Source organism: uncultured Roseibium sp. (assembly GCF_963675095.2).
GTDB lineage: Bacteria > Pseudomonadota > Alphaproteobacteria > Rhizobiales > Stappiaceae > Roseibium.
In genome coordinates this window covers 47,171-68,374 of record NZ_CAXXSJ010000063.1, presented here as the reverse complement: position 1 = coordinate 68,374, position 21,204 = coordinate 47,171, and the positions used below count along the sequence as shown (strand labels likewise).

16 protein-coding genes and 1 pseudogene are annotated in these 21,204 nt (G+C 62.0%); 8 read left to right on the top strand and 9 right to left on the bottom strand.

The window, feature by feature from the left end; translation table 11 throughout:
* Window positions 1-36: 36 nt before the first annotated feature.
* Entirely contained in the window at window positions 37-1,125 is a 1,089-nt protein-coding gene (gene recA, locus ABIN98_RS25435; protein WP_346914441.1) for a recombinase RecA, read from the bottom strand.
* A 287-nt stretch (window positions 1,126-1,412) separates the two neighbouring features.
* Between recA and ABIN98_RS25430 the strand changes: the two genes are divergently transcribed.
* The 6 genes and pseudogenes from ABIN98_RS25430 to ABIN98_RS25405 all read left to right on the top strand — a co-directional run bounded on the left by ABIN98_RS25430 (window position 1,413) and on the right by ABIN98_RS25405 (window position 7,854).
* Window positions 1,413-2,363: a PfkB family carbohydrate kinase gene (locus ABIN98_RS25430; RefSeq protein WP_346914439.1), complete on the top strand. Its 951-nt coding sequence runs from the start codon at window positions 1,413-1,415 to the stop codon at window positions 2,361-2,363.
* 78 nt (window positions 2,364-2,441) lie between these two features.
* A pseudogene (locus tag ABIN98_RS25425) lies at window positions 2,442-3,336 on the top strand (pseudouridine-5'-phosphate glycosidase).
* A 183-nt stretch (window positions 3,337-3,519) separates the two neighbouring features.
* Window positions 3,520-4,731 carry a cell surface protein gene (locus tag ABIN98_RS25420; protein WP_346914437.1) on the top strand — a complete coding sequence of 404 codons (1,212 nt, stop codon included), beginning with the start codon at window positions 3,520-3,522 and terminating at the stop codon, window positions 4,729-4,731.
* Between the two features lie 57 nt (window positions 4,732-4,788).
* Window positions 4,789-5,718: a DUF6384 family protein gene (locus ABIN98_RS25415; RefSeq protein WP_346914435.1), complete on the top strand. Its 930-nt coding sequence runs from the start codon at window positions 4,789-4,791 to the stop codon at window positions 5,716-5,718.
* 37 nt (window positions 5,719-5,755) lie between these two features.
* Window positions 5,756-7,231 carry a hypothetical protein gene (locus ABIN98_RS25410; protein ID WP_346914433.1) on the top strand — a complete coding sequence of 492 codons (1,476 nt, stop codon included), beginning with the start codon at window positions 5,756-5,758 and terminating at the stop codon, window positions 7,229-7,231.
* 137 nt (window positions 7,232-7,368) lie between these two features.
* The gene (locus ABIN98_RS25405; RefSeq protein ID WP_346914431.1) at window positions 7,369-7,854 is read left to right on the top strand and encodes a hypothetical protein; all 486 of its coding nucleotides are present in this window, start codon (window positions 7,369-7,371) and stop codon (window positions 7,852-7,854) included.
* 23 nt (window positions 7,855-7,877) lie between these two features.
* Here ABIN98_RS25405 and cckA read toward each other — a convergent pair whose 3' ends face one another.
* The 7 genes from cckA to flgB all read right to left on the bottom strand — a co-directional run bounded on the left by cckA (window position 7,878) and on the right by flgB (window position 13,949).
* Window positions 7,878-10,427, bottom strand: coding sequence for a cell cycle histidine kinase CckA (gene cckA / locus ABIN98_RS25400; RefSeq protein ID WP_346914429.1), 2,550 nt, complete (start codon window positions 10,425-10,427; stop codon window positions 7,878-7,880).
* Between the two features lie 136 nt (window positions 10,428-10,563).
* On the bottom strand, window positions 10,564-11,643 hold the full coding sequence (gene flhB / locus ABIN98_RS25395; protein ID WP_346914427.1) for a flagellar biosynthesis protein FlhB: 1,080 nt from the start codon (window positions 11,641-11,643) through the stop codon (window positions 10,564-10,566).
* Window positions 11,644-11,652: 9 nt separating this feature from the next.
* Window positions 11,653-12,426: a flagellar biosynthetic protein FliR gene (gene fliR / locus ABIN98_RS25390; protein WP_346914425.1), complete on the bottom strand. Its 774-nt coding sequence runs from the start codon at window positions 12,424-12,426 to the stop codon at window positions 11,653-11,655.
* Window positions 12,427-12,435: 9 nt separating this feature from the next.
* Complete coding sequence (gene fliQ / locus ABIN98_RS25385) at window positions 12,436-12,702, bottom strand: flagellar biosynthesis protein FliQ (RefSeq protein ID WP_346914423.1); 267 nt, start codon at window positions 12,700-12,702, stop codon at window positions 12,436-12,438.
* Window positions 12,703-12,739: 37 nt separating this feature from the next.
* Entirely contained in the window at window positions 12,740-13,054 is a 315-nt protein-coding gene (locus tag ABIN98_RS25380) for a flagellar hook-basal body complex protein FliE (protein WP_346914421.1), read from the bottom strand.
* 52 nt (window positions 13,055-13,106) lie between these two features.
* On the bottom strand, window positions 13,107-13,517 hold the full coding sequence (flgC, locus tag ABIN98_RS25375; protein WP_346914419.1) for a flagellar basal body rod protein FlgC: 411 nt from the start codon (window positions 13,515-13,517) through the stop codon (window positions 13,107-13,109).
* 27 nt (window positions 13,518-13,544) lie between these two features.
* Window positions 13,545-13,949, bottom strand: coding sequence for a flagellar basal body rod protein FlgB (gene flgB / locus ABIN98_RS25370; protein WP_346914417.1), 405 nt, complete (start codon window positions 13,947-13,949; stop codon window positions 13,545-13,547).
* 329 nt (window positions 13,950-14,278) lie between these two features.
* On the opposite strand from flgB, the gene ABIN98_RS25365 reads away from it, so the two are divergent.
* Both ABIN98_RS25365 and fliP read left to right on the top strand, forming a co-directional pair.
* On the top strand, window positions 14,279-16,162 hold the full coding sequence (locus ABIN98_RS25365; RefSeq protein WP_346914415.1) for a hypothetical protein: 1,884 nt from the start codon (window positions 14,279-14,281) through the stop codon (window positions 16,160-16,162).
* A complete protein-coding gene (gene fliP, locus ABIN98_RS25360) occupies window positions 16,159-16,926 on the top strand; it encodes a flagellar type III secretion system pore protein FliP (protein WP_346914413.1) in 768 nt (255 codons plus the stop codon). The genes ABIN98_RS25365 and fliP overlap by 4 nt, the downstream gene beginning before the upstream one ends.
* 31 nt (window positions 16,927-16,957) lie before the next feature.
* Here the strand turns inward: fliP and ABIN98_RS25355 are convergent, their stop codons facing one another.
* A complete protein-coding gene (locus ABIN98_RS25355) occupies window positions 16,958-21,055 on the bottom strand; it encodes a hypothetical protein (protein ID WP_394701616.1) in 4,098 nt (1,365 codons plus the stop codon).
* Window positions 21,056-21,204 lie beyond the last annotated feature (149 nt).

Sequence of the window (21,204 nt, the reverse complement as noted above, 5' to 3'; positions counted from 1 at the left end):
AGTCTTCGATAAACCGACGTCGGTCGGGTGGGGAGCTTATTCCTGATCCGCGCCGGCGCCGCTGTCATCGTCCGCGCCACCGTCCGGATCGATGATCGCATCGGCGATCAGCCCGGCGTTCTGGCGGATGGCCAATTCGATTTCCGCTGCCAGTTCCGGGTTTTCACGCAGGAACTGTTTGGAGTTTTCCCGCCCCTGACCGAGCCGCTGGCTGTTGTAGGAGAACCAGGCGCCGGATTTCTCGACGATGCCGCCCTTGACGCCAAGGTCGATCAGTTCGCCCATCTTGGACACGCCTTCGCCGTAGATGATGTCGAATTCCACCTGACGGAAAGGAGGCGCCAGCTTGTTCTTGACCACCTTCACCCGCGTCTGGTTGCCGACGACCTCGTCGCGGTCCTTGATGGAGCCGATCCGGCGAATATCGAGACGAACCGAAGCGTAGAATTTCAGCGCGTTGCCGCCCGTCGTCGTTTCCGGCGATCCGAACATCACACCGATCTTCATGCGGATCTGGTTGATGAAGATCACCATGCACTTCGACTTGGAGATCGATGCGGTCAGCTTGCGCAGCGCCTGGCTCATCAGCCGCGCCTGCATGCCCGGCAGGCTGTCGCCCATCTCGCCTTCAAGTTCCGCCTTCGGCGTCAGGGCCGCCACGGAGTCGATCACAAGCACATCGATGGCACCGGAGCGGACCAGCGTGTCGGCGATTTCAAGCGCCTGCTCACCCGCATCCGGCTGGGAAATCAGAAGGTCGTCGATATTGACGCCGAGCTTGCGGGCATAGATCGGGTCGAGTGCGTGTTCGGCATCGATGAAGGCGCAGATCCCGCCTTCTTTTTGCGCCTCGGCCACCGTATGCAGCGCCAGGGTGGTCTTGCCAGACGATTCCGGACCGTAAATCTCCACGATACGGCCACGGGGAAGCCCGCCGATGCCAAGGGCGATATCGAGCCCGAGAGATCCGGTCGAAACAGACTGGATCTCCACGGCCTGGCCCTGACCCATCCGCATGATGGACCCTTTGCCGAAGGCCCGTTCAATTTGCGATAGCGCCGCATCGAGCGCCTTGGTCTTATCCATCTGGTTGCTTTCTACGAGACGAAGTGAACTTTGTGACATGGCTCCAGCTCCTTATTCCACGATGGACCCGCCGTTTCAAACTTTGCCTTTGTACCAGTTTTGTTCTCCTTTTGCAAGCGTGCGGAAATGTCTGAAAATAATAATGAAACTTCAATATGTTCGCCAGATGTTCCGCATTCTTATAAAAATAGATAACGTTACGTCAGTTTTGAATCAATTTCCGTTATATGGAGAATCGCTCACATTGCGGCTGGCACCCAATGTAGCCAGGTCGGGCGACGATCGCCGCCGCCCTTGCAGCCGTCCTCATGATCTCCGGAGATGAAATGCCTGTTCCCCCTCCCCGTTCTGCCAACTCAGTCCTGTGCATCGGCGCGGTTCACTGGGACAGTCTCGCCCGGGCCCGCCGCCCGATCACCCCGGACACTTCCACGCCGTCGGACATCGGCCAGGCCCCCGGCGGCGTCGCAACCAATGTCGCGCGGGCCCTTGTCCGTCTCGACGTCCCCGCAACCTTGTGCGGTGTCGTCGGCGACGATGTCGCAGGCCGGGCCTTGAGAGAACAGTTGAACCGGGAAGGCCTCGCCCTTCGCCTGTTGGAACGGAAGGGAAAGGCCACGGGCCAGTACCTTGCGCTCCATGACCCGGACGGCAGTCTGGTCGCGGCCTGTGTCGACGATGCCATCCTGGCGGAAGCGCCTCCGGAAACCTTCCGGAGCGAGTTGGCTTTACTGGCCGCCGAAATGCCTGCCCATGCCCTCTGGTTTGCCGATGCCAATTTGCCGCCTGACATCTTGAAAGCCGTTGCCGACGAGGTTCCGGAAGGCCACCTTGCTGCCGATGCGGTTTCCGTCGCCAAGGCAGGCCGTCTCACAGGGATCCTGGGCAGGCTGCGGCTCCTGTTCGCAAATCGGGCGGAGGCCGCAGAACTGGCTGATTGTCCGGGCTCGGCCCCCTTGAAGGAAATCGCAGCCCGTCTGCACGACCGGGACGTGTCTGAGGTGATCATCACCGACGGAACCCGGCCGGTTCTGGCTTCCGATGGCACCGCTGTCAGGGAATATGCGCCGGAACCGGCGACCATCCGCGACGTGACCGGAGCCGGCGACGCCCTGATTGCCGGAACATTGGCCGCCCTCGCCCGGGGATACGGCCTTTTCGACGCTGTTCCCCTGGGGTTGGCGGCCGCGCACCTGACCGTTCAATCCGCCGGAGCCGTTTCGAATGAATTGGCTTGGCCGCGCCTTTCACACAAACCTGATGTCAATCAGGCTTGATTATGAGCACCCCGATCGATCATACCCCGTCAACCGGTCCGACCGCATAAAAGGAGGTCCCCCGTGAACCGTTTCGAGATGATCACCATTGCCGAGGAAGTCCAGACGGCTCTTGCCGAGGACCGTCCCGTCGTGGCGCTGGAATCCACCATAATCACCCATGGCATGCCCTATCCGGCGAATATCGAGACAGCCCGGCAAGTGGAGGACGATGTCCGCTCGGCCGGAGCGACCCCGGCGACGATCGCCGTCATGGACGGCCGCATAAGGATCGGACTGAGCGATACGGATCTCGACCGCCTGGCCAACGCCGACGACGTCATGAAGTGCTCGCGCGCGGACCTGGCCATTGCAATGTCCCAGGGCCGGATGGGATCGACCACCGTGGCGGCGACCATGATGGCGGCTCACGCGGAGGGAATTCGCGTCTTTGCCACTGGCGGGATCGGCGGCGTGCACAAGGGCGCGGAGGAAAGCTTCGATATTTCTGCCGACCTCGACGAACTGAACCGCACCCCGGTCTGCGTCGTCGCCGCCGGTGCCAAGGCCCTGCTCGACCTGCCCCAAAACCATGGAAGTACTGGAAACCCGGGGCGTACCGGTGATCGGTTACCGGACCGACGAATTGCCCGCCTTCTGGTCACGGGAAAGCGGTCTCGCCGCCCCCTACCGGATGGATACCCCTGAAGAAATCGCCGATTTGTTGAACACAAGACAGCTCTTCGGCAACCATGGCGGGGTCCTGATCGCAAATCCGGTGCCTGCCGAAAATGAGATTCCGCGGGCGGAAATGGCAGCTTATATTGATGAGGCCATCGCCCGGGCGGACAAGGACAACATCCGGGGCAAGGCGGTAACGCCCTATGTTCTGTCGGCGATCCTGGAACTGACCGGCGGCCGCAGCCTGCAGACCAACATCGGACTTGTCCGCAACAACGCGCGGCTTGCTGCTCAAATTGCCGCCGCTCTTTAGCAGTCTTCTCTGCCCGACTGTCGCAACCGGGTAACAGGCCCGCGCGGAAGGGGGTGTTCGGCCGGTTAAGTCGTTGACACTCCCCACCAAGCCTGCCCTATTTGACGCGCTGCGGCATGGTATCGCTTTCATTGATGCGGGATTATGGGCCATTGCCTTGCAGCCAGCGAAGGAGGCTTGCATATGGTTGACACGCCGACGACGGACTCAAGCACCACACCGGAAACGACCTCGCGGGCGATCACCCCGCTCCAGTATCTCGATCGCGCATTGGCATCCCTGCGCGACCTCGGCATCACGCCGGAAACGGAAACCGACGCGCCGATCAACGCGCTTCTGGAACAGATCTCGGATCTGTCGCCGGACAAGATCCTGATCATCACGCGCACCCTCGGTCAGGCCTCCCATTTCAACGAAGTGGTCCGCACCCAGGTCCAGCAGATGGATATTGGCGAGCGCTACGAGGAAATCACTGAAAGTTTCAATTCCATCCGCGATGACGCCAAGGCCCTGGTCGACCAGCTGGCCGACGGCAGGATTTCCTTCACCGAAAACCTGGCCAACAAATGGCGTGACATGCGCCGCGGCACGATTTCCGACCGCTTCGACGACATCCGCGACACCTACAAGGAGGTCGCCCGCGCCACCAAGGACCAGATCGAACGCGAACAGACAATCCTGGAAGCCTATCAGGATTTCCGCGGAGCCTTGAAGCAGGCCGAGGTCTACGCGCTGGAAGTTCTGAAGGTTGCCACAGGGCAACTGGACAACGCGAAAGCCTCCCTGGAGGCCGCCTCAAACGCGGTCGCCGTGTTCACCGGCGACGATGCGGCCGCCAAGGCGAAGCTGGAACTCGCCCGGGATGAAAAGCTGCGCGAGATGCAGGATGAGGAAAAGCGCTATCAGGTCGCCAAGGATCTCTCCGACAACTTGACCATCGGCTACAACACGTCCGAAATCATCATGGCGCGTCTGATGCAGACGACCAACGCCAAGGAGCGGGTCTATGCCCAGTCGGTCAGCTTCTTCTCCACCAATGAATCGGTGCTGACGGCGCTGAACGCCTCCTTCACCGGCCTCAAGGGCCTGCATGAATCCACCGAAACCCTGAATGCCATGAAGGAAGGGGTCAACAAGAGCCTGGAGACCCTTGCCGAAATCGGCGATACGGTTCAAAAGGAAGCCCTGAAGGCGGGTTACGGCCCGACGGTACAGGCGGCATCGGTGAAGAAACTCGTTGATTCCGTTATCAATTTCCAGGTTCAGTCGCGCGAGATCATCAACGAGATGCGTGACATGTCGACGAAGAATTCCGAAGAGATCCGGACCGCCGTCGAAGATGGAAAGCGCCGGCTTGCAAAGCTTGCGGCTGAAGGAAACGCCCTGAAGCACTGATTGAACGGCTTGCCGGAGCTGAGGTTCCGGCAGCCGCCCAACGGAGAAAATGGCTGAATGGCGGATAAGACCGACGCACAGCTCGACGATCTGATGATGGCGATGGATGTCGTGGACACCCTGCGCCACGATGAGCAGCTCGTTGCCAAGGAGCTGGGCGCGGACAACCGGGATGAGCGGATGATTGCGCGCCTGCGCGAGGTCTACGCCTCCCAGGGCATCGAGGTCCCCGATCATATCCTGCAGGCCGGCGTGGAAGGGCTGAAGGAAGACCGTTTCGTCTATGCGCCGCCATCTGCCGGCGCCATGCGTCTGCTCGCCCGGATCTATGTCACCCGCATGACCTGGTCCAAGTGGTTGGGCGGCCTGGTCCTGGCCTGTGTCATTCTGATCGTTGGATGGCAATTCCTGGTCGTCGCCCCGCGGGAGCGGGCGGCTGCGGCCCTTCAGGTTGAACTGACCCAGGAAATTCCCGAGACCCTGGGTTCGCTATCGAACCGGATTGCCGGCCTCAACCCGGAAAACCCCGCCCTGGACGAAGCCCAAAGGCTTTTGGAAGCCGGACGGACGGCCGCCGAAGACAGGAATATCGAGGCCGCACGTAAGGCAGTGAGCGATCTGCGCACACTCGCAAGCGAGCTTGCCGCCGTCTATGACGTGCGCATCGTGTCGAGGCCTGGCACACCCACCGGCGTGACCCGGATACCGGACGCTAACCCAAACGCGAAGAACTACTATCTCGTCGTGGAAGCCATCGGGCCGGACGGCAAGGTCGTGGAACGCACGGTCAAGTCGGAAGAAGACGGCAAGGAAAAGAGCGTTACCATCTGGGCTCAGCGGGTTCCTGAATCGACGTTCGAAAAGGTGCGCAAGGACAAGGAACGGGACGGGATCGTCCAGGACAGTCTGCTCGGCACCAAGGTCCGTGGCAAACTCGGGATCGATTGGAAGGACGCGGTTGAAACGGGGGCCATCACGACATGGTAGGGTTTTTCCGCGCTGACATCACGAGGAGCTTCGCGACATGCCGTTGACCGGACGCCAGGCTCTCGGGTCGATTGAGCAGGCCCTCGCCGATCTGAGGCGCGAGGAGGCCGAGCTGGTCAGCCGCATCGACCGGGCAACCCGTTCCCTGACTGACCTGCAGACCCGGCAGGGCGACGCCTATCGGGAACTGGCCCGCTTTCGCCTGGACAATCAGGCGGCCGACACGCTCGACATCCGGCTGGACAAGGCCGCCCGGGAGGCAAAACGCCTTCTGGAAAAGCGGGCCACGGACCACAAGGTTCTGTCCGATCAGCTGCGTGAGAAGGAGACCGCGCGCTCCGAAAAGCAGAAAGCCCGTGAGGCTCTGGCACAGGAACGCGAAGAAGCGGCCTCGCGCATGGACGAGCTGATGGAAACCGTCGACACGCGGCTGGAGACCGACGCGGATTTTCTGAAACAGAAACAGATTGCGGAGCAGGCCGCACGCACGGCCGAGGCCGCCGCCGCCAAGGCGAAGACCTCGGAACAGGACCGGCTGGAAAAGAGCAAGGCCTATGAGGCCGACACCCTGTTCATGTATTTGTGGCAACGCGGATACGGTACCCCGGACTATGACCGGCGCGGCATCATCCGCTCGCTCGACGGCTGGGTCGCGGGCCTGATCCGTTTCCATGACGCCAGGGCCAATTATGCCATGCTGACCGGCATACCGGAGCGGATGGCAAAACATGCCGAACGGTGCGCCGAAACGGCCCGGCAGGAAGAGGAAAAACTCGCCTCCCTCAGCCGGCAGGCCATGTCGGACGAAGCTGGTGAGGACCTGGCCGGCATGATCGATCATCTGTCCGACAAGATCGCCGAACTCGACAAGGACCTGCAGGCGGCGGACCAGTCCATCGACACCCTGTCCACGGCGCTTCAGGAATATGCAGAAGGCGAAGACGAGCATTACAAGAAAGCCGCGGACGAGCTATCCACATCCCTGAGGACGGATGAACTGGAGGACTTGTGGCGGCACGCGCTCGACACCCCTTCCCCGGAAGACGAAAAAATCGTGCGCCGGATCGAAGACCTGCTTGAGCGCATGGAGCAGATCTCCCGTGAGATGCGCCAGGACCGTGAATTGCAGCGCGACATTTCCCGGCGGCGGGCGGAGATGATCGAGGTCACGCAGAAATTCCGCCGCAGCGGCTACGACGACTGGGATTCGACCTTCTCCGACAATTCCCTGACCACGATTTTGTTGGGCGAACTCGTCAAGGGAGCGATTAGCGGTGCCGAGTACTGGGCCCGGGCGAAGAAAAGCCACAAGCGCCGCAAGCCGCGCGGAGGCCGGATCGGATTCCGGCACGGCACGGGCCTGCCCCGGTCCATGGGCGGCGGCTTTTCCGGCCGGGGGCTGGACGGTTCCGACACCGGCTCCGGCGGCAGTTCGGGCGGCTTCGGCGGTGGCGGTTTCAGGTCAGGCGGCAGCTTCGGCGGCGGCGGTTTCAAGACCGGTGATACATTCTGACCATATCCGGGGTTCAACAGCCATCGGCCCAGGGCCTGACCGATGCCTTCCCACAACTGCTGGCGTAACAAAATTTCAACCATGTTTGTGGTTAGCTTGGAGCGAGCCGCCTTTAATTGGAAACGAAGGACAGCGTAATGCGTAAGCTGCTCATCCCCGCCATCCTGATGGCTCTTTCTGCCTGTCAATCGTCGCCGCAACGGGGCCCGTCTGAGCCCCAGCCGACGCTCGACGTTCCGGACGGCGCGCAGAGCGTGACGATTGCCGCCGATCCGACCGCTGTCCATGCCGCCCTGGTGGCGAGTGCCGCGGAAAAAGGAACGCCCATCGTTCAGGACCAGCCCAACATGGTGGTCATGGAACGTCAGATGACCGGCGAAAACCCCGCCCTTGATGCGGAATTCGGTCCCTCCGACAACGGCCAGCGTGTCGTGCGCATCCGGGTGCGCTTTACCGGTGGCGCCTGCAAGACGGTCGCTGTCCAGGATCTGGCGGTGATCAACAACACCCATACGGCCCTGGAACAGAGTTTCGTGCTACCCGGCAATCCGAATACGATGGAAAGCCTGCAGGGTCTGAAAGCCCGTGCGGAACAGAACAGCTCCTGCCCGCCGACCTATTGAATCAATAGGTCGGGATCCCCGACTTAGCTCGACAGGACTTCCTTCACCGTGGTGGCGAGCTGCTTCAGCGTGAACGGCTTCGGCAGGAAGAAGAACTTCTCGTTCTCCGGCAGGTTTTCCTCAAAGGCGTCTTCCGCATAGCCGGACACGAAGATGATCTTCAGGTCGGGCCGCGTCTTGCGCAATTCCACAAGCAGCGTCGGCCCGTCCATTTCCGGCATGACCACGTCGGAGACTACGAGATCGACCTCGCCGCCCGTCTCCTCCATCACTTCCAGCGCTTCCGTGCCTGAGCTGGCCTCGTGGACGGTATAGCCGCGCGAGGCGAGCGCCCGGGCGGCAAAGGCGCGAACCGCCTCCTCGTCCTCCACAAGCAGGATCGACGCCGAACCGGTGAGATCCGCCACCTTTTCCGGCTCTGCCTGCGGTTCCGGCTTGGTTTCTTCTTCGATCGCGGGAATATATCTTGGCAGGAACAGGCGGAAGGTCGTGCCCGACCCGACCTCACTGGTGCAGAAGATGAAGCCGCCGGTCTGCTTGACGATCCCATAGACGGTGGAAAGGCCAAGGCCCGTTCCCTTGCCCACTTCCTTGGTGGAGAAGAACGGATCGAAGATCTTCTCCATGACTTCCGGCGGCATGCCTGTCCCGGTGTCTTCCACCTCGACCAGCGTGTATTCGCCCGGCGGCATGCCGCGGGTGTTCTCGAACTGGGTGGATTCGGCGTCCGAAACATTCTTGGTGGTAATGGTCAGGCGCCCGCCGTCCGGCATGGCATCGCCCGCATTGACCGCCAGGTTGACGATCACCTGTTCGAGCTGGTTGAGGTCGGCCATGACCGGCCACAGGTCCCGGCCGTGAATGACCTTCAGCTCCACCTTCTCGCCCAGAAGCCGGTCGAGCAGGATCGAGAGGTCGGCCAGCACATCGTTCAACTCCAGCCTCTGCGGCCGCAGCGTCTGGCGTCGCGAGAACGCCAGCAGCTGGCGCACCAGGCCGGCGGCCCGGTTCGCGTTCTGCTTGATGTTCATGATGTCCTGGAACGACGGATCGGTCGGCCGGTGACTTGCCAGCAACAGGTCGGAGAAGCCGATGATGGCAGTCAGGACGTTGTTGAAGTCATGGGCCACACCACCTGCGAGCTGCCCGATCGCCTGCATCTTCTGGCTCTGGGCGAACTGGGCTTCCAGCGCCCGCTGCTGCGTGGTTTCCAGCGCATAGACGATGGCCGCCTCGCCGTCGCCCTCGCCTTCCTGAACCGCCGAGACATAAAAGGTCGCCGATCTCGGATCGTTGCCGGCCGACAACGGAATATCGATCGGCGAGATTTCCCCGATGCCGTTCGCAGCCGCCTTGAGCGCCTTGGACAGTTCCTCCCGGCCGCTTTCCGCCACATAGGCTTCGAGCTTCGGCGATTCCTCGTTGAGATCGATGGCGCCGAACAGGCGCAGGAATGGCGCGTTGGTGCGCAACACCCGGCCTTCCTTGTCGAGCGAGGCAATCGCGATCGGCGTGTTGTTGAAGAAGCGGGCGAAACGCACTTCCGCCGCCCGGAGCGCTTCCGACGCTTCTTCCCCGCGCGAGCGGTTGAGGACCAGCGTCCGGCTGTCGCCAGGCTGGCCGTTCTCGCCGAACGGCACACGGTGCAGCAGGCGGACCGGCAAGCCCCGCCCCTGCCGGGTCATGAAATCGAGATCGAAGGTCTCGCTCTTGACCTCGCCGGCCTGTCCCTTGATCGACCGGATCAGTTGAGCGCCGTCGCCGCTGACGATGGCGTCGAGATCCAGTTCACCGACTTCGAACTGCGCCAGATCGTAGCCTAGCCAGTCGGCCAGTGTCGCGTTGAGATAAACGAGCCGACCGCGGCCGTCGCTGGAAAAGAAGCCCGCCGGCGCATGATCCAGAAAATTGATGACCCGTTGAAGTTCCTGGAAGGAGTTCTCCTGTTCCGCCCTGTCGCGGGTGATGTCCGACAGTTGCCAGACGGTCAGACGCCGGCCGCTGCCGCCCTCTTTCGGGCTGACCGACAAGGGCCTGATGGTGACCCGGTACCAGCGCGCCCCGCCTTCGCTGCGACCGAGCGGAAACGGCATGCGGATTTCTTCCTGGGCCCGTCGTCCGTCACGCATGGCCTGGGACAGACGGAAAATGGCATCTGCCGCATCCGGATCGCTGGAAAAGACCCGCTCCAGCGCCCGCACGTCTGCCGCCGTTGCCGCGCCGGTCAGATCCGCATAGGCCTGGTTGGCATAGATCAACCGGCCTTCGGTGTCGGTGATCAGCGCGCCATCGCCGAGCGTGTTGAGAAAGGCAGAGGCAATCGGATTGCCGCTCTGCCGGGAAGACAGTTTCAGAAAGCCGATCGCACCGGCAAAAAGACAGAAGACGCCAACAACGGCCAGAATGCCGAGGAGACCGAGGACGAACGGCTGTGCCTGCGCCTTGTCCATGACGGCAAAGCCGACCGCGGCACCGACCAGCACAAGCGCCAGCACGATCAGCAGCCAAATGTTGCCGGAACGTTCCGGCCTGTCGATCATCGGCTCGCGCGGCGTGCCGTCCACGTCATTCATTCTGTTACTCCCTGGCCCGAATCGTCCTGCCGAGCCCAGTTCAGCATTCTGCGCATTTCAGCCAATTTCAACCACTCTCGGGCTCCGGAACCCAACCAAAGCCCATCAATCCCCTGTCCGCGGGGACTTACCGACATTATTTCGCCCGCCAGCTGGCCTTCTTGCGCATCCGGAAGACGAAGCCGATGACCTCCGCGACGGCCTTGTAATGGTCTTCCGGAACCATCTGGTCGATGTCGACGGTGGCATAAAGGGCGCGCGCGAGCGGCGGGTTTTCGACAATCGGGATATCGTTTTCCTTGGCCACTTCCCGGATCCTCAGGGCGACCGCATCCGTTCCCTTGGCCAGGCAAAGCGGCGCGCCCATGCCGTCCTCGTATTTCAGGGCGACGGCATAGTGCGTCGGGTTGGTGACCACGACCGTGGCCTGAGGAACGGCCGCCATCATGCGTTTGCGGCTGCGTTCCATGCGCAACTGACGGATCTTGCCCTTGATCTGCGGGTCGCCTTCCGTCTGCTTGTATTCTTCCTTGACCTCGCGCAGCGACATGCGCTGTTTCTTGAACCACTTGTTGCGCTGATAGAGGAAATCCGCGCCGGCCACCACGGTCATCACCGCCAGAACGGCCGCCAGCAACTGCAGCACCAGTGTCCGCGCCTCTTCCAGCATCACTGTGGGGTCGGAAAAGATCATGACCTCGGCTTCTTCCTTGTGAGGCCACAGGACCGCCCCCATCAGCGCGCCGACAATCGAGATTTTCGCCATGCCCTTGGCGAAGTTGACCAGGCTGTCTGCCGAAAACAGCCGCTTGAAACCGGACAACGGTGAGATCTTCGACAGCTTCGGCTTGATCGTCTCCGCCGTAAACACCAGCTGATGCTGGACCAGGTTGCCGGCAACCGCCATCAGCACCAGGGCAAGCAGGGGCAGGCCGATGATCAGAGCGACCGACTGGCCCGTGTCCCGCCACAGCGATTTCAGGGCAAGGCCGTCGACCGGTATCTGGTAGGCGTGCTCCATATAGCCTTTCATCAGATTGCCCAGGGAAGACACGATGTCGGGCGAAAAAATGCCGATCATCATCGTGGTTCCGGCCAGGGCGAACCAGGTACTGACTTCCTGCGATTTGGGAACGTCCCCCTTGTCATGCGCATCCTTCAAGCGCTTTTGCGTGGGGTCCTCGGTTTTCTCCGAATCGTCGGTATCGTCGGCCATAATCTGCCTTTACCCTGCCGTGTACATGCCGAGCGCCGACTGGAAATGATCCATGTAGAAGGTCATCAGCGCACCGAGCAGAACCAGAAGAAGGGCCAGCCCGACGGCGATGTTCACGGGCATGGCGATAAAGAAGATCTGCATCTGCGGCATCAGCTTGTTGAGCAAGCCGAGGCCGAAATAAAACACGATGCCGACCACGATGAACGGTGCGGACATGCGCACCGCGATGGAAAACACATCGGCGACCGTCTGGGTCGCCATGGCGGCGAAATCCCCCAGTGGCAACCATTGCCCCGGCGGGAACATCGTGAAGCTGTCATGCAACGCCGCAATCACCAGGTAGTGGCTGTTGGTGACGAACACCAGAGTTACGCCAAGGATGGAAAGGTAGTTGCCGAACAAGGCACCCTGCTGGCCGGCGTTGCTGATGTCCGTGCCAAGCGCGAAGGCCATTCCGGACTGACTAGCGATGATGACGCCCGCCGTTTGCAAAGTGAAGGTTACCAGTTTCGCACACAGTCCGACCGCGAAACCGACCGCCAACTCTCCGCCGAACAGAATCAGCAACTGCATCAGGTTGCCGGTCAGATTGTCCGGATAGGTCGGAGACCCGGTCGGATAAAGGACGAGCGTGAGTGCCAGCGCGATGCTCAGCCGGATCCGCGACGGAATGGAGGATTCGCCCAGCGCCGGCATGATCATGATCATGGTGCCGAGTCGCGCGAACATGAGCATGAACACCGCTGCAATCTCAGGCAGAAAGGACAGCTGCAGCGTCATTCGCCCGGCCTAAGACGTTGTCAGGATCAGCTCACCGATCCGCGCCATGAACGCGGCGAGTATCTGACCCATGAACGGCAAGGTGATCAGGAGGGTGACGAAGATCGCGAGAATTTTCGGAACGAAAACCAGCGTCATTTCCTGGATTTGCGTGAGCGCCTGAAACAGGGCGATGATCACACCCACGACGAGACCGACGACCATCACCGGGCCGGCCACCAGGATCATGGTCCAGACGCCTTCGCGGGCGATATCGAGCACCTCTCCGCCGGTCATGTGGCCATTCCCCCTTCGTCAAAGGTCAATGGACCGGTCAGATCGGCATCCGCATGATTTCCTCATAGGCCGAAATCACCCGGTCCCGGACCGTCACCATCGTTTCAAGAGCTAATTCGGTTTCCGAGATTGCCGTGACCACGTCAACAACGTCGGTCTTGCCTTCCACAAGTCCGATGGACTTCTGATCCGCGTCCCGCCCCTTGTCGACGACGGTTTCCACCACGTTTTGAACCATTTGCCCGAAATTCGGGCTGTCGCGGTTCGGGTTGAGATCTTCCGTCCCCGCCGTGGCCTGCGCCAGCCGCGCAGCCATCTGATAGGCATTACTTGCAATGGTTGGTGTGGACATTGCGTTTCAATCCTTTTGTTGAGTCGCTGATGGCACGGAGGTTCCCCCGGGCCTACGCGCGCAGAATATCGATCGTCCTCTGCACCATCCGGCGGGTCGCCTGGATGACGTTGAGATTCGCCTCGTAGGACCGTTGCGCCTGACGCATGTCCACCGTCTCCACGAGCGTACTCACGTTCGGCCGGCGCACGAAACCTTGCTCATTGGCCGCCGGATGGCCCGGTTCGTAACGCTCGACGAAATCCGTCTGGTCCTCCGCGATCCGGCCCATTTCGACCATCTCGGCGCCGATCTCCTTGTCGAAATGACTCTTGAAGGTCGGGATCTTGCGCCGGTATGGCTCCTCGTCGGGCGTCCGCCCGGTCGAATCGGCGTTCGCGATGTTTTCGGCGATGACCTGCATCCGGTTGTTCTGCGCCTTGAGGCCCGACGCCGAAATGAACAGTGATTTGATCAGATCCATTTGGGTGCTCCTATACGTTCACTCGGGTCATGCATTCTTGGAAAGCGCGGTGCGGAGCAGCCCGAGGCTGCGCGTGTAAATGGCGGAGGCCGCCTGGAAATCCATCTGGTTCTCCGCAACCTTCATCATCTGCTCTTCAAGGACGACGTTGTTGCCACTGGGAGTGACCTCGAACATGTCCTTCTCCTCGACCTTGCCGGAAGCAGGAGAACTCATCCCACCGGACAGATGCCCCGCCTTGGTCCTGACGGTTTGCAGACCGAAATTCTCCCGACCGAGATGATCGGCGAACTCGTAATCCCTAAGTTCCTTGGCCTGATATTCCGGAGTATCCGCGTTCGCGACGTTCTCTGCCAGCACCGACTGACGGACCTGGTGCCATTGCATTTTCGATTTCAAAGCCTGAAACAGGGGCAGGTCGGTTATGGCCATGCGAGTCACCATTGTTAACGAATTAGGCAAACATTGCCGATCAGAAGGTTAACGAAAAGTTAACGCATCACCCGCACCCCACCCCGCAACAGCAGAAAACCGTGGAAGATCAGCGCCGACCTTTGCAATTTGCAAGATTTAAGTCCCTGATGACGGGCAGAATTTGCCCACTTCTGTTAACTTTAAAAACATGAAGGATTCGATAGCGAGCGCTGCCGCGGAGGGCGGAAACGCGGTGGATCAACGCGACGGTCGGCAATAACAAGACTGCATAGGGAAGTGCGGCCGGTGTCAAAGGCCCGCTTGGCGAGCCTTAATTCGAGGGAAGTATGTACACTTGGATTGAAACTACTTTTGGCCTCAGCGACGGGTTGGCGCGTGGTCTGGTCTTCGCGATGGCACTCGCGGTCGTCCTGGCCCTGTTTGCCCTCTTTGTCTTCATCATCAAGTGGCTGGCCGGGGCACGCAATCCTTCGGTCAGAAGCAGACAGCCACGACTGGCCATCATGGACAGTGCCAGTGTCGATACCAGGCGCCGCCTCGTCCTGGTCCGCCGCGACAATATCGAGCACCTGATCCTGATCGGCGGGCCGAGCGATGTGGTCGTGGAACAGGGAATTATCCGGGGAACGCCGCTTGCAGCCGGGCATCCCCGCCAGCAGCCGACCCTGACCAACGGCAATCCCCAGATGTCGAACAACATGGACGGTATGGCAGCCTCCGTTCCCGCACCCGTCGCAGCGCCGACCAGCGCACCTTATCCGGAACCGGCAGCCCCCGTGTCCCCACCAGCCGCCGCAGCCGGTCCTGTCGAAGGTCCGCAGCGCAGCACCCCGATCCCCAGTGCCTCGATTCCCAGTGCCCGGGCCTCCAGTGCCCCGCCCCCCAGCGCACCCGTCCTAACGCCACCTCAGCCTGCACCTTCACAGGCTCCGGCATCGCACGCTGCGGAAGCAGCACCCCAGGTATCGGCGGCGAGAGCGGCAGCAAGCAGTGGCAGCGCCACCGTTTCCTCCCTGCGCTCAAGGCTCGGCGACCTGACCAGATCCGCGAGCCCCTCAGCCGAAAAGCCCCAAACGCCGCCCTCAAGAGAACAACCGTCAAGAACTGGCGCCGCGGTCTCCGCATTCTCCAGGACCCTGGCCGCCATCAAGCCGCAGGAAGCAGGAAAGAAGGAAGAGGGAGACACGCCCGCACAACCGGAGCGCCGGGAACCTCAGGTTCCCCAGGCCTCCGCGGCGAAAACGCCCCCCGCTCCCCAGACCCCTCAACCGCCCCGCGCCGCGGATCGGCCGACGGCACCGGCCTCCTCGGGTGAACCCCAGACGGCCGCTTTTGCCCGCACCCTGGCCAAACCGCTGCAGAGCCGACCGGCTGCGCCGAGGCCCGTCGGGCCAACCAGAACGGTTTCCCCCCCCTCCTCCGGTCCCGCCGCCAAGGCCTTGACCGCCTTTCCGAAAGGTCCTTTGGAGGAACGTAAGGAACCGGTGATGGAAGCCGAACCGGCACCCGCCGTAGAAAACGTTTCCGAGGCCAAGGCCTCTCCGCCGCCGAGTGCGGATACAAAGCCCGCCGACCCGACCGTAAAGGCGGAAGCACCAGCGGTCGAAGCACCTGTGGTCGAAACGCCTGTGGTCGAAACACCGGCCGCTCCGACTCAACCGGCAGAGGCAAAAGCAGAACCTGCGTCATCTCCGGCCTCAACCGATGAAGTATCTGCGGAAACGCCGGCGATGGAACAGCCGGCGGCTCCGGAGAAGACAGACACGCCGAAGCCGGCTCCGGCCGTGAACACGCCGGAAGACGCCGCAACGGAGACAGCCGCAGCCGAGCAGACGAAGACCGAAGCGACGGCTGCCGCAGAGGCCCCGCCCTCCGAACAAGGCTCTACTGCGGAAAAAACCGTGTCATCGGAAACCAAATCGGAAGACGGGGCGGGCGGAGAGCCTGCTTCGGACACCGGCACGGCCGCTGACGACGGCAAGGCCACGGAAGACGGCGCCCAGCCCCCCCCGGCAGAAGCCCAGTCGGTTGAGGCCCAAACTGCTAAGGCCCAAGCGGCTGAGACCGAGACAAAGGCCGCTGATCAGGACACCAAATCGGAAGACAAGAAACCGGAAAATGGGCAACCAGGTCCGGACGCCGAGGCCAATCCGATCGAGGATGAAATGGCAAAGCTTCTGGATGAAATCCACGGAAATCAGAAAGCATGATCCCCCGTATCGGCCGTCCGTCCCGACGGCTGACGCTTTTATTGCTCCTTCTGGGGTTGCCGGTTCTCGCGCTGCTCGCCGGTCCGGCGGTGGCGCAGGACATTACGGTTGGGTTCGGCGCCGATTCCAGCCTGACGGAGCGAGCCGTCCAGCTTGTCGCCCTGCTGACCGTTCTTTCGCTCGCGCCGTCGATCCTCGTCATGGTGACGAGTTTTACCCGGATCGTGGTCGTCCTCTCGCTTTTGCGTTCCGCGATAGGCCTGCAGACGGCGCCGCCGAACATGGTCATGGTCAGCCTCGCGCTGTTTCTCAGCGCCTTCATCATGGCTCCGACCCTGCAAACGGCCTACAACGAAGGCGTTGAGCCGCTCGTCAATGGCGACATCGAATTCAACCAGGCCTTCGAACGCGGCTCGGCCCCTTTCAGGACGTTCATGCTGTCCCAGGTGCGCGAACAGGACCTGAGCCTGTTCCAGGAGCTCTCCGGCCAACCCGCCCCGCAGACGCCGGACGACCTGGCCATGAGCACGCTCATACCGGCCTTCATGATCAGCGAATTGCGTCGGGCCTTCGAAATTGGTTTCCTGCTCTATCTGCCGTTCCTGATCATCGATCTGGTGATCGCGTCGGTCCTCATGTCCATGGGCATGATGATGCTGCCGCCGGTAGTGATCTCGCTACCGTTCAAGCTGATCTTCTTCGTACTGGTGGACGGCTGGAACCTGGTGGCCGGATCTCTCGTCAAGAGTTTCGGCGCGGGATAGACGAAAACCCCGCGTTTCCCTCCCTCACGGACTAGCCGGTCGGCGCTGTCGCGGCGACCTTGTCGCCGGTGCTCTTCTGCGGCGTCATGTACTGGCGCCGGTATTCCTCCAGGAAGGTTTCAAGCGTGTCGGTATCGGCCAGCTTGTTGGCGACTTCCAGGAATTCGACACCCTGTGCGTCGATCGGACGGGTCACCACTTCGAAGGCCGCCGCCTCCGGGCTGTCGGCCATCTTGGCAATATATTTGGTCTGCAGGCGGTTGAGGCTGAGCTGGTCACTGGCCAGGGAGTAGGCAATGCCTGCCCGCAGGATGTCGCGCCGCTCGGTCCCGTCGAGTGGGATCGTGTCGGACCAGCGTGACCCGTGCATGGCTTCCAGCTGTTCACCGGCTTCGCGCCAGCTCTGCGCCGCCCAGAAAGTGTCGGCCCGCAAACGGTCAACATCGCTGCCGCGCATGTTGCGCACCAGCTCCAGAGCCAGATCCGGGCGTCCGCTGGCCGTAAGCGCCCGCGCCTCGACGATGTTCCTCTGGCGCTCCAGCGTAGATGGCAGACTGGCCTGTCGCGTCACGTTAAGAACCCGCAGCGCTTCGTCCGGCTTGCGATCGGCCAGGTAAAGCGCAGAAAGGTCCGCTGCGATTTGCGCGCGTGCCGCGCCTTTCAGGCGATTGTCCACCTGATGACGCAGAAGGCCGATGGCCTGATCCAGGAGATCCACCTCGACCAGCCGCTTGGCCAGCAGGCGGACCATTTCGTCTCCCTGGCGCCCGATCGGGGTCATTTCGCGGAAATCATAGAACAGCGCCAGCGCCCTGACCGGTTCCATCTCGTCCGCCTTTCCGTCCAGGAACAGCGATGCGAACAACCCGTTCATTTCTTCCTGCAGCAGCCGGGTCGTATCGGAATCCGGATTTGCCTGGACTGCGGACTTCATGGCCTCGAAGGCCTCCCGGTAGTGCCCTTTTTCCGCATAAAGCTGCGACAGGAAACGGAGGGTCTTGAGTTCGATTTCATCCCCGCGCCAGGAGGTCGCAAGGCTGGCGAGCTGATCGATCGCCTGGTCGATATCGATCTCCCCGTCCCGGTAGCGGATCCGCAGGGCCCGGTATTCGGCCTCAGCCGCCCGCGGCCGGTCTTCCGATTTCGCGACGAAATCGAAGGCCGAGAGCGCTTCCTGGGACCGGCCTGAGGCATCCGCGACACGGCCGCGCAGAATATCGTACCGCGCGGCCTGCGAACTGGTCACCTCGCTGGGCTCGATTTCCGCCAGCACCGAGTTCGCGACACCGAAGTCATTCGCCTCGACCATGGCTTGCGCCGCCGAGAGATTGAATTCCGCCTGGATGGTCTTGGGATAGTTGCCGACAACGGCCCGCCCGCGCGGCATGGCAATCCGCGCTTCGGTCCATTCGTTCAGTGCGACCGCGACAATGGTCTGCCACACGGCGGCGTCCGGACTGTTTTTCAGGTCCGGCCGGTTCAGATGTTCATAGGCATCCTTGAAGTGATGCGCCATGGTTTGGGCCGCGCCCATCATGAGGTTGTAGGAGCTGTCCTGGGCCAGCGCCGGATCCTCTTCGATCGCCAGACGCATGAGGCCAAGCGCCTCCTGGGCGAACTGGTGCGCCAGATAGAACCGGGCAAGATCCATCAGCGCCTTCCGCCGCTGCCCTTTCGGCGTCTTGCTCAAATTGTCCTGAAGGGTATAGAGACGTTCCGCATAGGTCGCCGGACCTTCCGTCGTCAGCGACACGAATTCCACATACCCCGGTTCGTTCGGATCGACGATGGAGTTGAACGCCCCCGTGCCGCCGCGCAGATGGCGATTGGACAGGGAGAGACCGCCCGTCTTCTCGATGATCACGTCATCGCCGAGCAGTTTCATGCTGACACCGTCGGAATGCGACACGATGGCAACGCCCTGCGCCGAGCTCAAAACGTTCAGATCGACAAATTTCTGCGGCTTGAGCAGGCCCCGCGGCGGCCCGAAGCCGGTCACGATGGAGATCTTGTCGCCGACGAACGGATCCTCGATCTCTCGGATATTCTGCGGATCCTTGTAAAGAACCCGCAGGACCGACCCGCCATCGCCGCGGACGTTGCGCTCCATCTTCAGCGGAATGGACGGCTCCAGGATCATGTCTCCGATGACCAGGCTCCAGGCATTGCCATCCAGTCCGACCGTAGCCAGCACGGGATCGTTCATGTCCATGCGCAGGATCTGATAGCCCTCGCGCTGCTCCACATCGATGTTGGAGGCCGTGTCGGACAAGGCCGAGACCATGCCCCGGATATCGATGGTCGCGTCCGTATCGAAAATCATCCAGATGCTGTTGTTGCGCCGGAAGACAGCGCTGGACACCGGCTCCACGAACGGGAACACGACCCGAACCGTCTTGCCGATGCGCCGCGCTTCGGCGGAAACGAAATTGCGCACTTCTTCTGCGAAATCATCGGGCGGGGTTTCGGGGGAGTTGGGAATCTCCGCGCCGCCGTTCGCCCGCCAGACACTTGCGCTGCCCGGCCTGTCGTTGAGCACCACGGCAGGCGGAACGGCCCCATCTGCATTTGCATTGGGCTCCGCAGGGACGACCTCGACCGGTTGCGGCGCAGCCATTTCCAGTTGCTCCGCCCCCTCCGGCCGGCGCGCGGTTTCAGCGCCCGGTGCAGGCTGGGGAGCAGCTTCCGGCTCGGCGGCCGCAGGCGGGACCGGGTTTGCGTCCGCAACGGCGGGCGCCGGCTCGTCCGTTCTCCCGGCCGGGGTATCGGTCGGTGCGTTGTCGGCAGATTGCGAAGTCGGCATAACCTCGGCCTGTGGAGCGGCCGGTTCTGTTTGCGGGGCGTCAACCGCCGCGTTTGGCGGAGTGGTCTCCGCCATTGCCGTGTCCTCGGCCCTGGCAGGCTTCGGCTTCGGCGTCGCAGGGGCAGGCTCCGCAGCCGCTTCCGACGCAGGTTTTACCGCGGCTTCATCGGTCTTCGGTCCGGCCGCGTCCTGCGCAGCTTGAACCGGAGCGGGGTCCGCCGGAACGTTGCCGGTCGTCTCGCTTTTCGGCGGGACCGGCGTCGATGGAACATTCTCCACCGGCGGAGACGGTGCGGCTGGCCCGGCGCCGGGCTCTCCCGGCTCAGCATTGAAAGGGACCATCGCCAGCGCGGTTTCATCCTGCACCGGCCCAGTCTGCGTGTCAGTCTGCGCGTCGGTCTGTGCGTCCGGTGGCGCCGTGACTTCCGCGGACGTTTCCGGCCCGGAATCTGCGTTCCTATTGCGGACGCCGGGCGCAGTAATCATTTGCTGTCCCGTACCGCCGGTGCCCGAGTTCAATTCCGCATTGATCTGCTCATTGGCCGGATCGCGCGGCTCCATCCGTTCCGGCGTAACGTCGATGACATAGGTCTGATCTTCCCGGAAGGCGCGGATATCCACCGACGGATCGATCCGCATCAGGAACTTCAGCTTGCCCTTGTCCAGGAAAGACGTGGCATCCACGACCCCTTGAGGCAGATGCGCGCGCAGGTCCGACACATCAAGCTGGGCAGGATGATTGAACGTAACCTTGACGATATCGTCCTCGCGCACGAAGGCGGTATCAAAACGCACCGTCCAGTCGAACACCAGTCGGGTGAAGGTCGGATGCTCACCGATGTGAAGAGTGACTTGAGGCCCCTCCTTCACTTTCAGCCGCGCCTGCTCCAGCGCGCGGACCTTGCGCATGGCCTCTTCCGCGCGCTTGGCGAGTTCACGCACCACGTCATCGGGAAGTCCCGGCGGAAGGCCCTGCCAGTTGGATGGCAGAATGTCGACGAACAGCTTCTCACCTGCTTCCAGCGTATTGATCTGGAACTGGCCCTTCAGAGCAAAGCGGATCGCGCTGCCATCCGGGTCCCGGCGGGCGATCGTTATGTAATCGCTGAGGTCGAGCGGCACGTCGTCGACATTGATGTCGATCGGGTCTTCAAAGGAAATCCTCAACACACCGCCCGTGATGACGGCATCGTAGACCGGCAAAAGGGTTCGGTCCTTGAAGGTCAGGACCATCCGGCCGTAGCCTTCCTTGGGCTGGACCTGGAGATCCACCGGCTCCAGGGACTGCGCCCGGGCGACCGGGGAAACGGCGAGCTGAACCGGCATCGAAAATGCACACAGCAACGCGGACATCAGGCAGATTGCCAGACGTCTCGGGCGCTGGGGTTTCCCCCGCGTCTTACCGCGTTTCCATATGTGCTTCAGCACGGAGCCTTTCCTTCGGATGCCACCTGTTCTTAACGTTATTTTGACCG

What these genes read in the sequence shown, in the direction of transcription:
- recA (WP_346914441.1), bottom strand. Translation starts at nt 1,125, where the DNA reads ATGTCACAAAGTTCACTTCGTCTCGTAGAAAGCAACCAGATGGATAAG.
- ABIN98_RS25430 (WP_346914439.1), top strand. Translation starts at nt 1,413, where the DNA reads ATGCCTGTTCCCCCTCCCCGTTCTGCCAACTCAGTCCTGTGCATCGGC.
- ABIN98_RS25420 (WP_346914437.1), top strand. Translation starts at nt 3,520, where the DNA reads ATGGTTGACACGCCGACGACGGACTCAAGCACCACACCGGAAACGACC.
- ABIN98_RS25415 (WP_346914435.1), top strand. Translation starts at nt 4,789, where the DNA reads ATGGCGGATAAGACCGACGCACAGCTCGACGATCTGATGATGGCGATG.
- ABIN98_RS25410 (WP_346914433.1), top strand. Translation starts at nt 5,756, where the DNA reads ATGCCGTTGACCGGACGCCAGGCTCTCGGGTCGATTGAGCAGGCCCTC.
- ABIN98_RS25405 (WP_346914431.1), top strand. Translation starts at nt 7,369, where the DNA reads ATGCGTAAGCTGCTCATCCCCGCCATCCTGATGGCTCTTTCTGCCTGT.
- cckA (WP_346914429.1), bottom strand. Translation starts at nt 10,427, where the DNA reads ATGAATGACGTGGACGGCACGCCGCGCGAGCCGATGATCGACAGGCCG.
- flhB (WP_346914427.1), bottom strand. Translation starts at nt 11,643, where the DNA reads ATGGCCGACGATACCGACGATTCGGAGAAAACCGAGGACCCCACGCAA.
- fliR (WP_346914425.1), bottom strand. Translation starts at nt 12,426, where the DNA reads ATGACGCTGCAGCTGTCCTTTCTGCCTGAGATTGCAGCGGTGTTCATG.
- fliQ (WP_346914423.1), bottom strand. Translation starts at nt 12,702, where the DNA reads ATGACCGGCGGAGAGGTGCTCGATATCGCCCGCGAAGGCGTCTGGACC.
- ABIN98_RS25380 (WP_346914421.1), bottom strand. Translation starts at nt 13,054, where the DNA reads ATGTCCACACCAACCATTGCAAGTAATGCCTATCAGATGGCTGCGCGG.
- flgC (WP_346914419.1), bottom strand. Translation starts at nt 13,517, where the DNA reads ATGGATCTGATCAAATCACTGTTCATTTCGGCGTCGGGCCTCAAGGCG.
- flgB (WP_346914417.1), bottom strand. Translation starts at nt 13,949, where the DNA reads ATGGCCATAACCGACCTGCCCCTGTTTCAGGCTTTGAAATCGAAAATG.
- ABIN98_RS25365 (WP_346914415.1), top strand. Translation starts at nt 14,279, where the DNA reads ATGTACACTTGGATTGAAACTACTTTTGGCCTCAGCGACGGGTTGGCG.
- fliP (WP_346914413.1), top strand. Translation starts at nt 16,159, where the DNA reads ATGATCCCCCGTATCGGCCGTCCGTCCCGACGGCTGACGCTTTTATTG.
- ABIN98_RS25355 (WP_394701616.1), bottom strand. Translation starts at nt 21,055, where the DNA reads ATGCCGGTTCAGCTCGCCGTTTCCCCGGTCGCCCGGGCGCAGTCCCTG.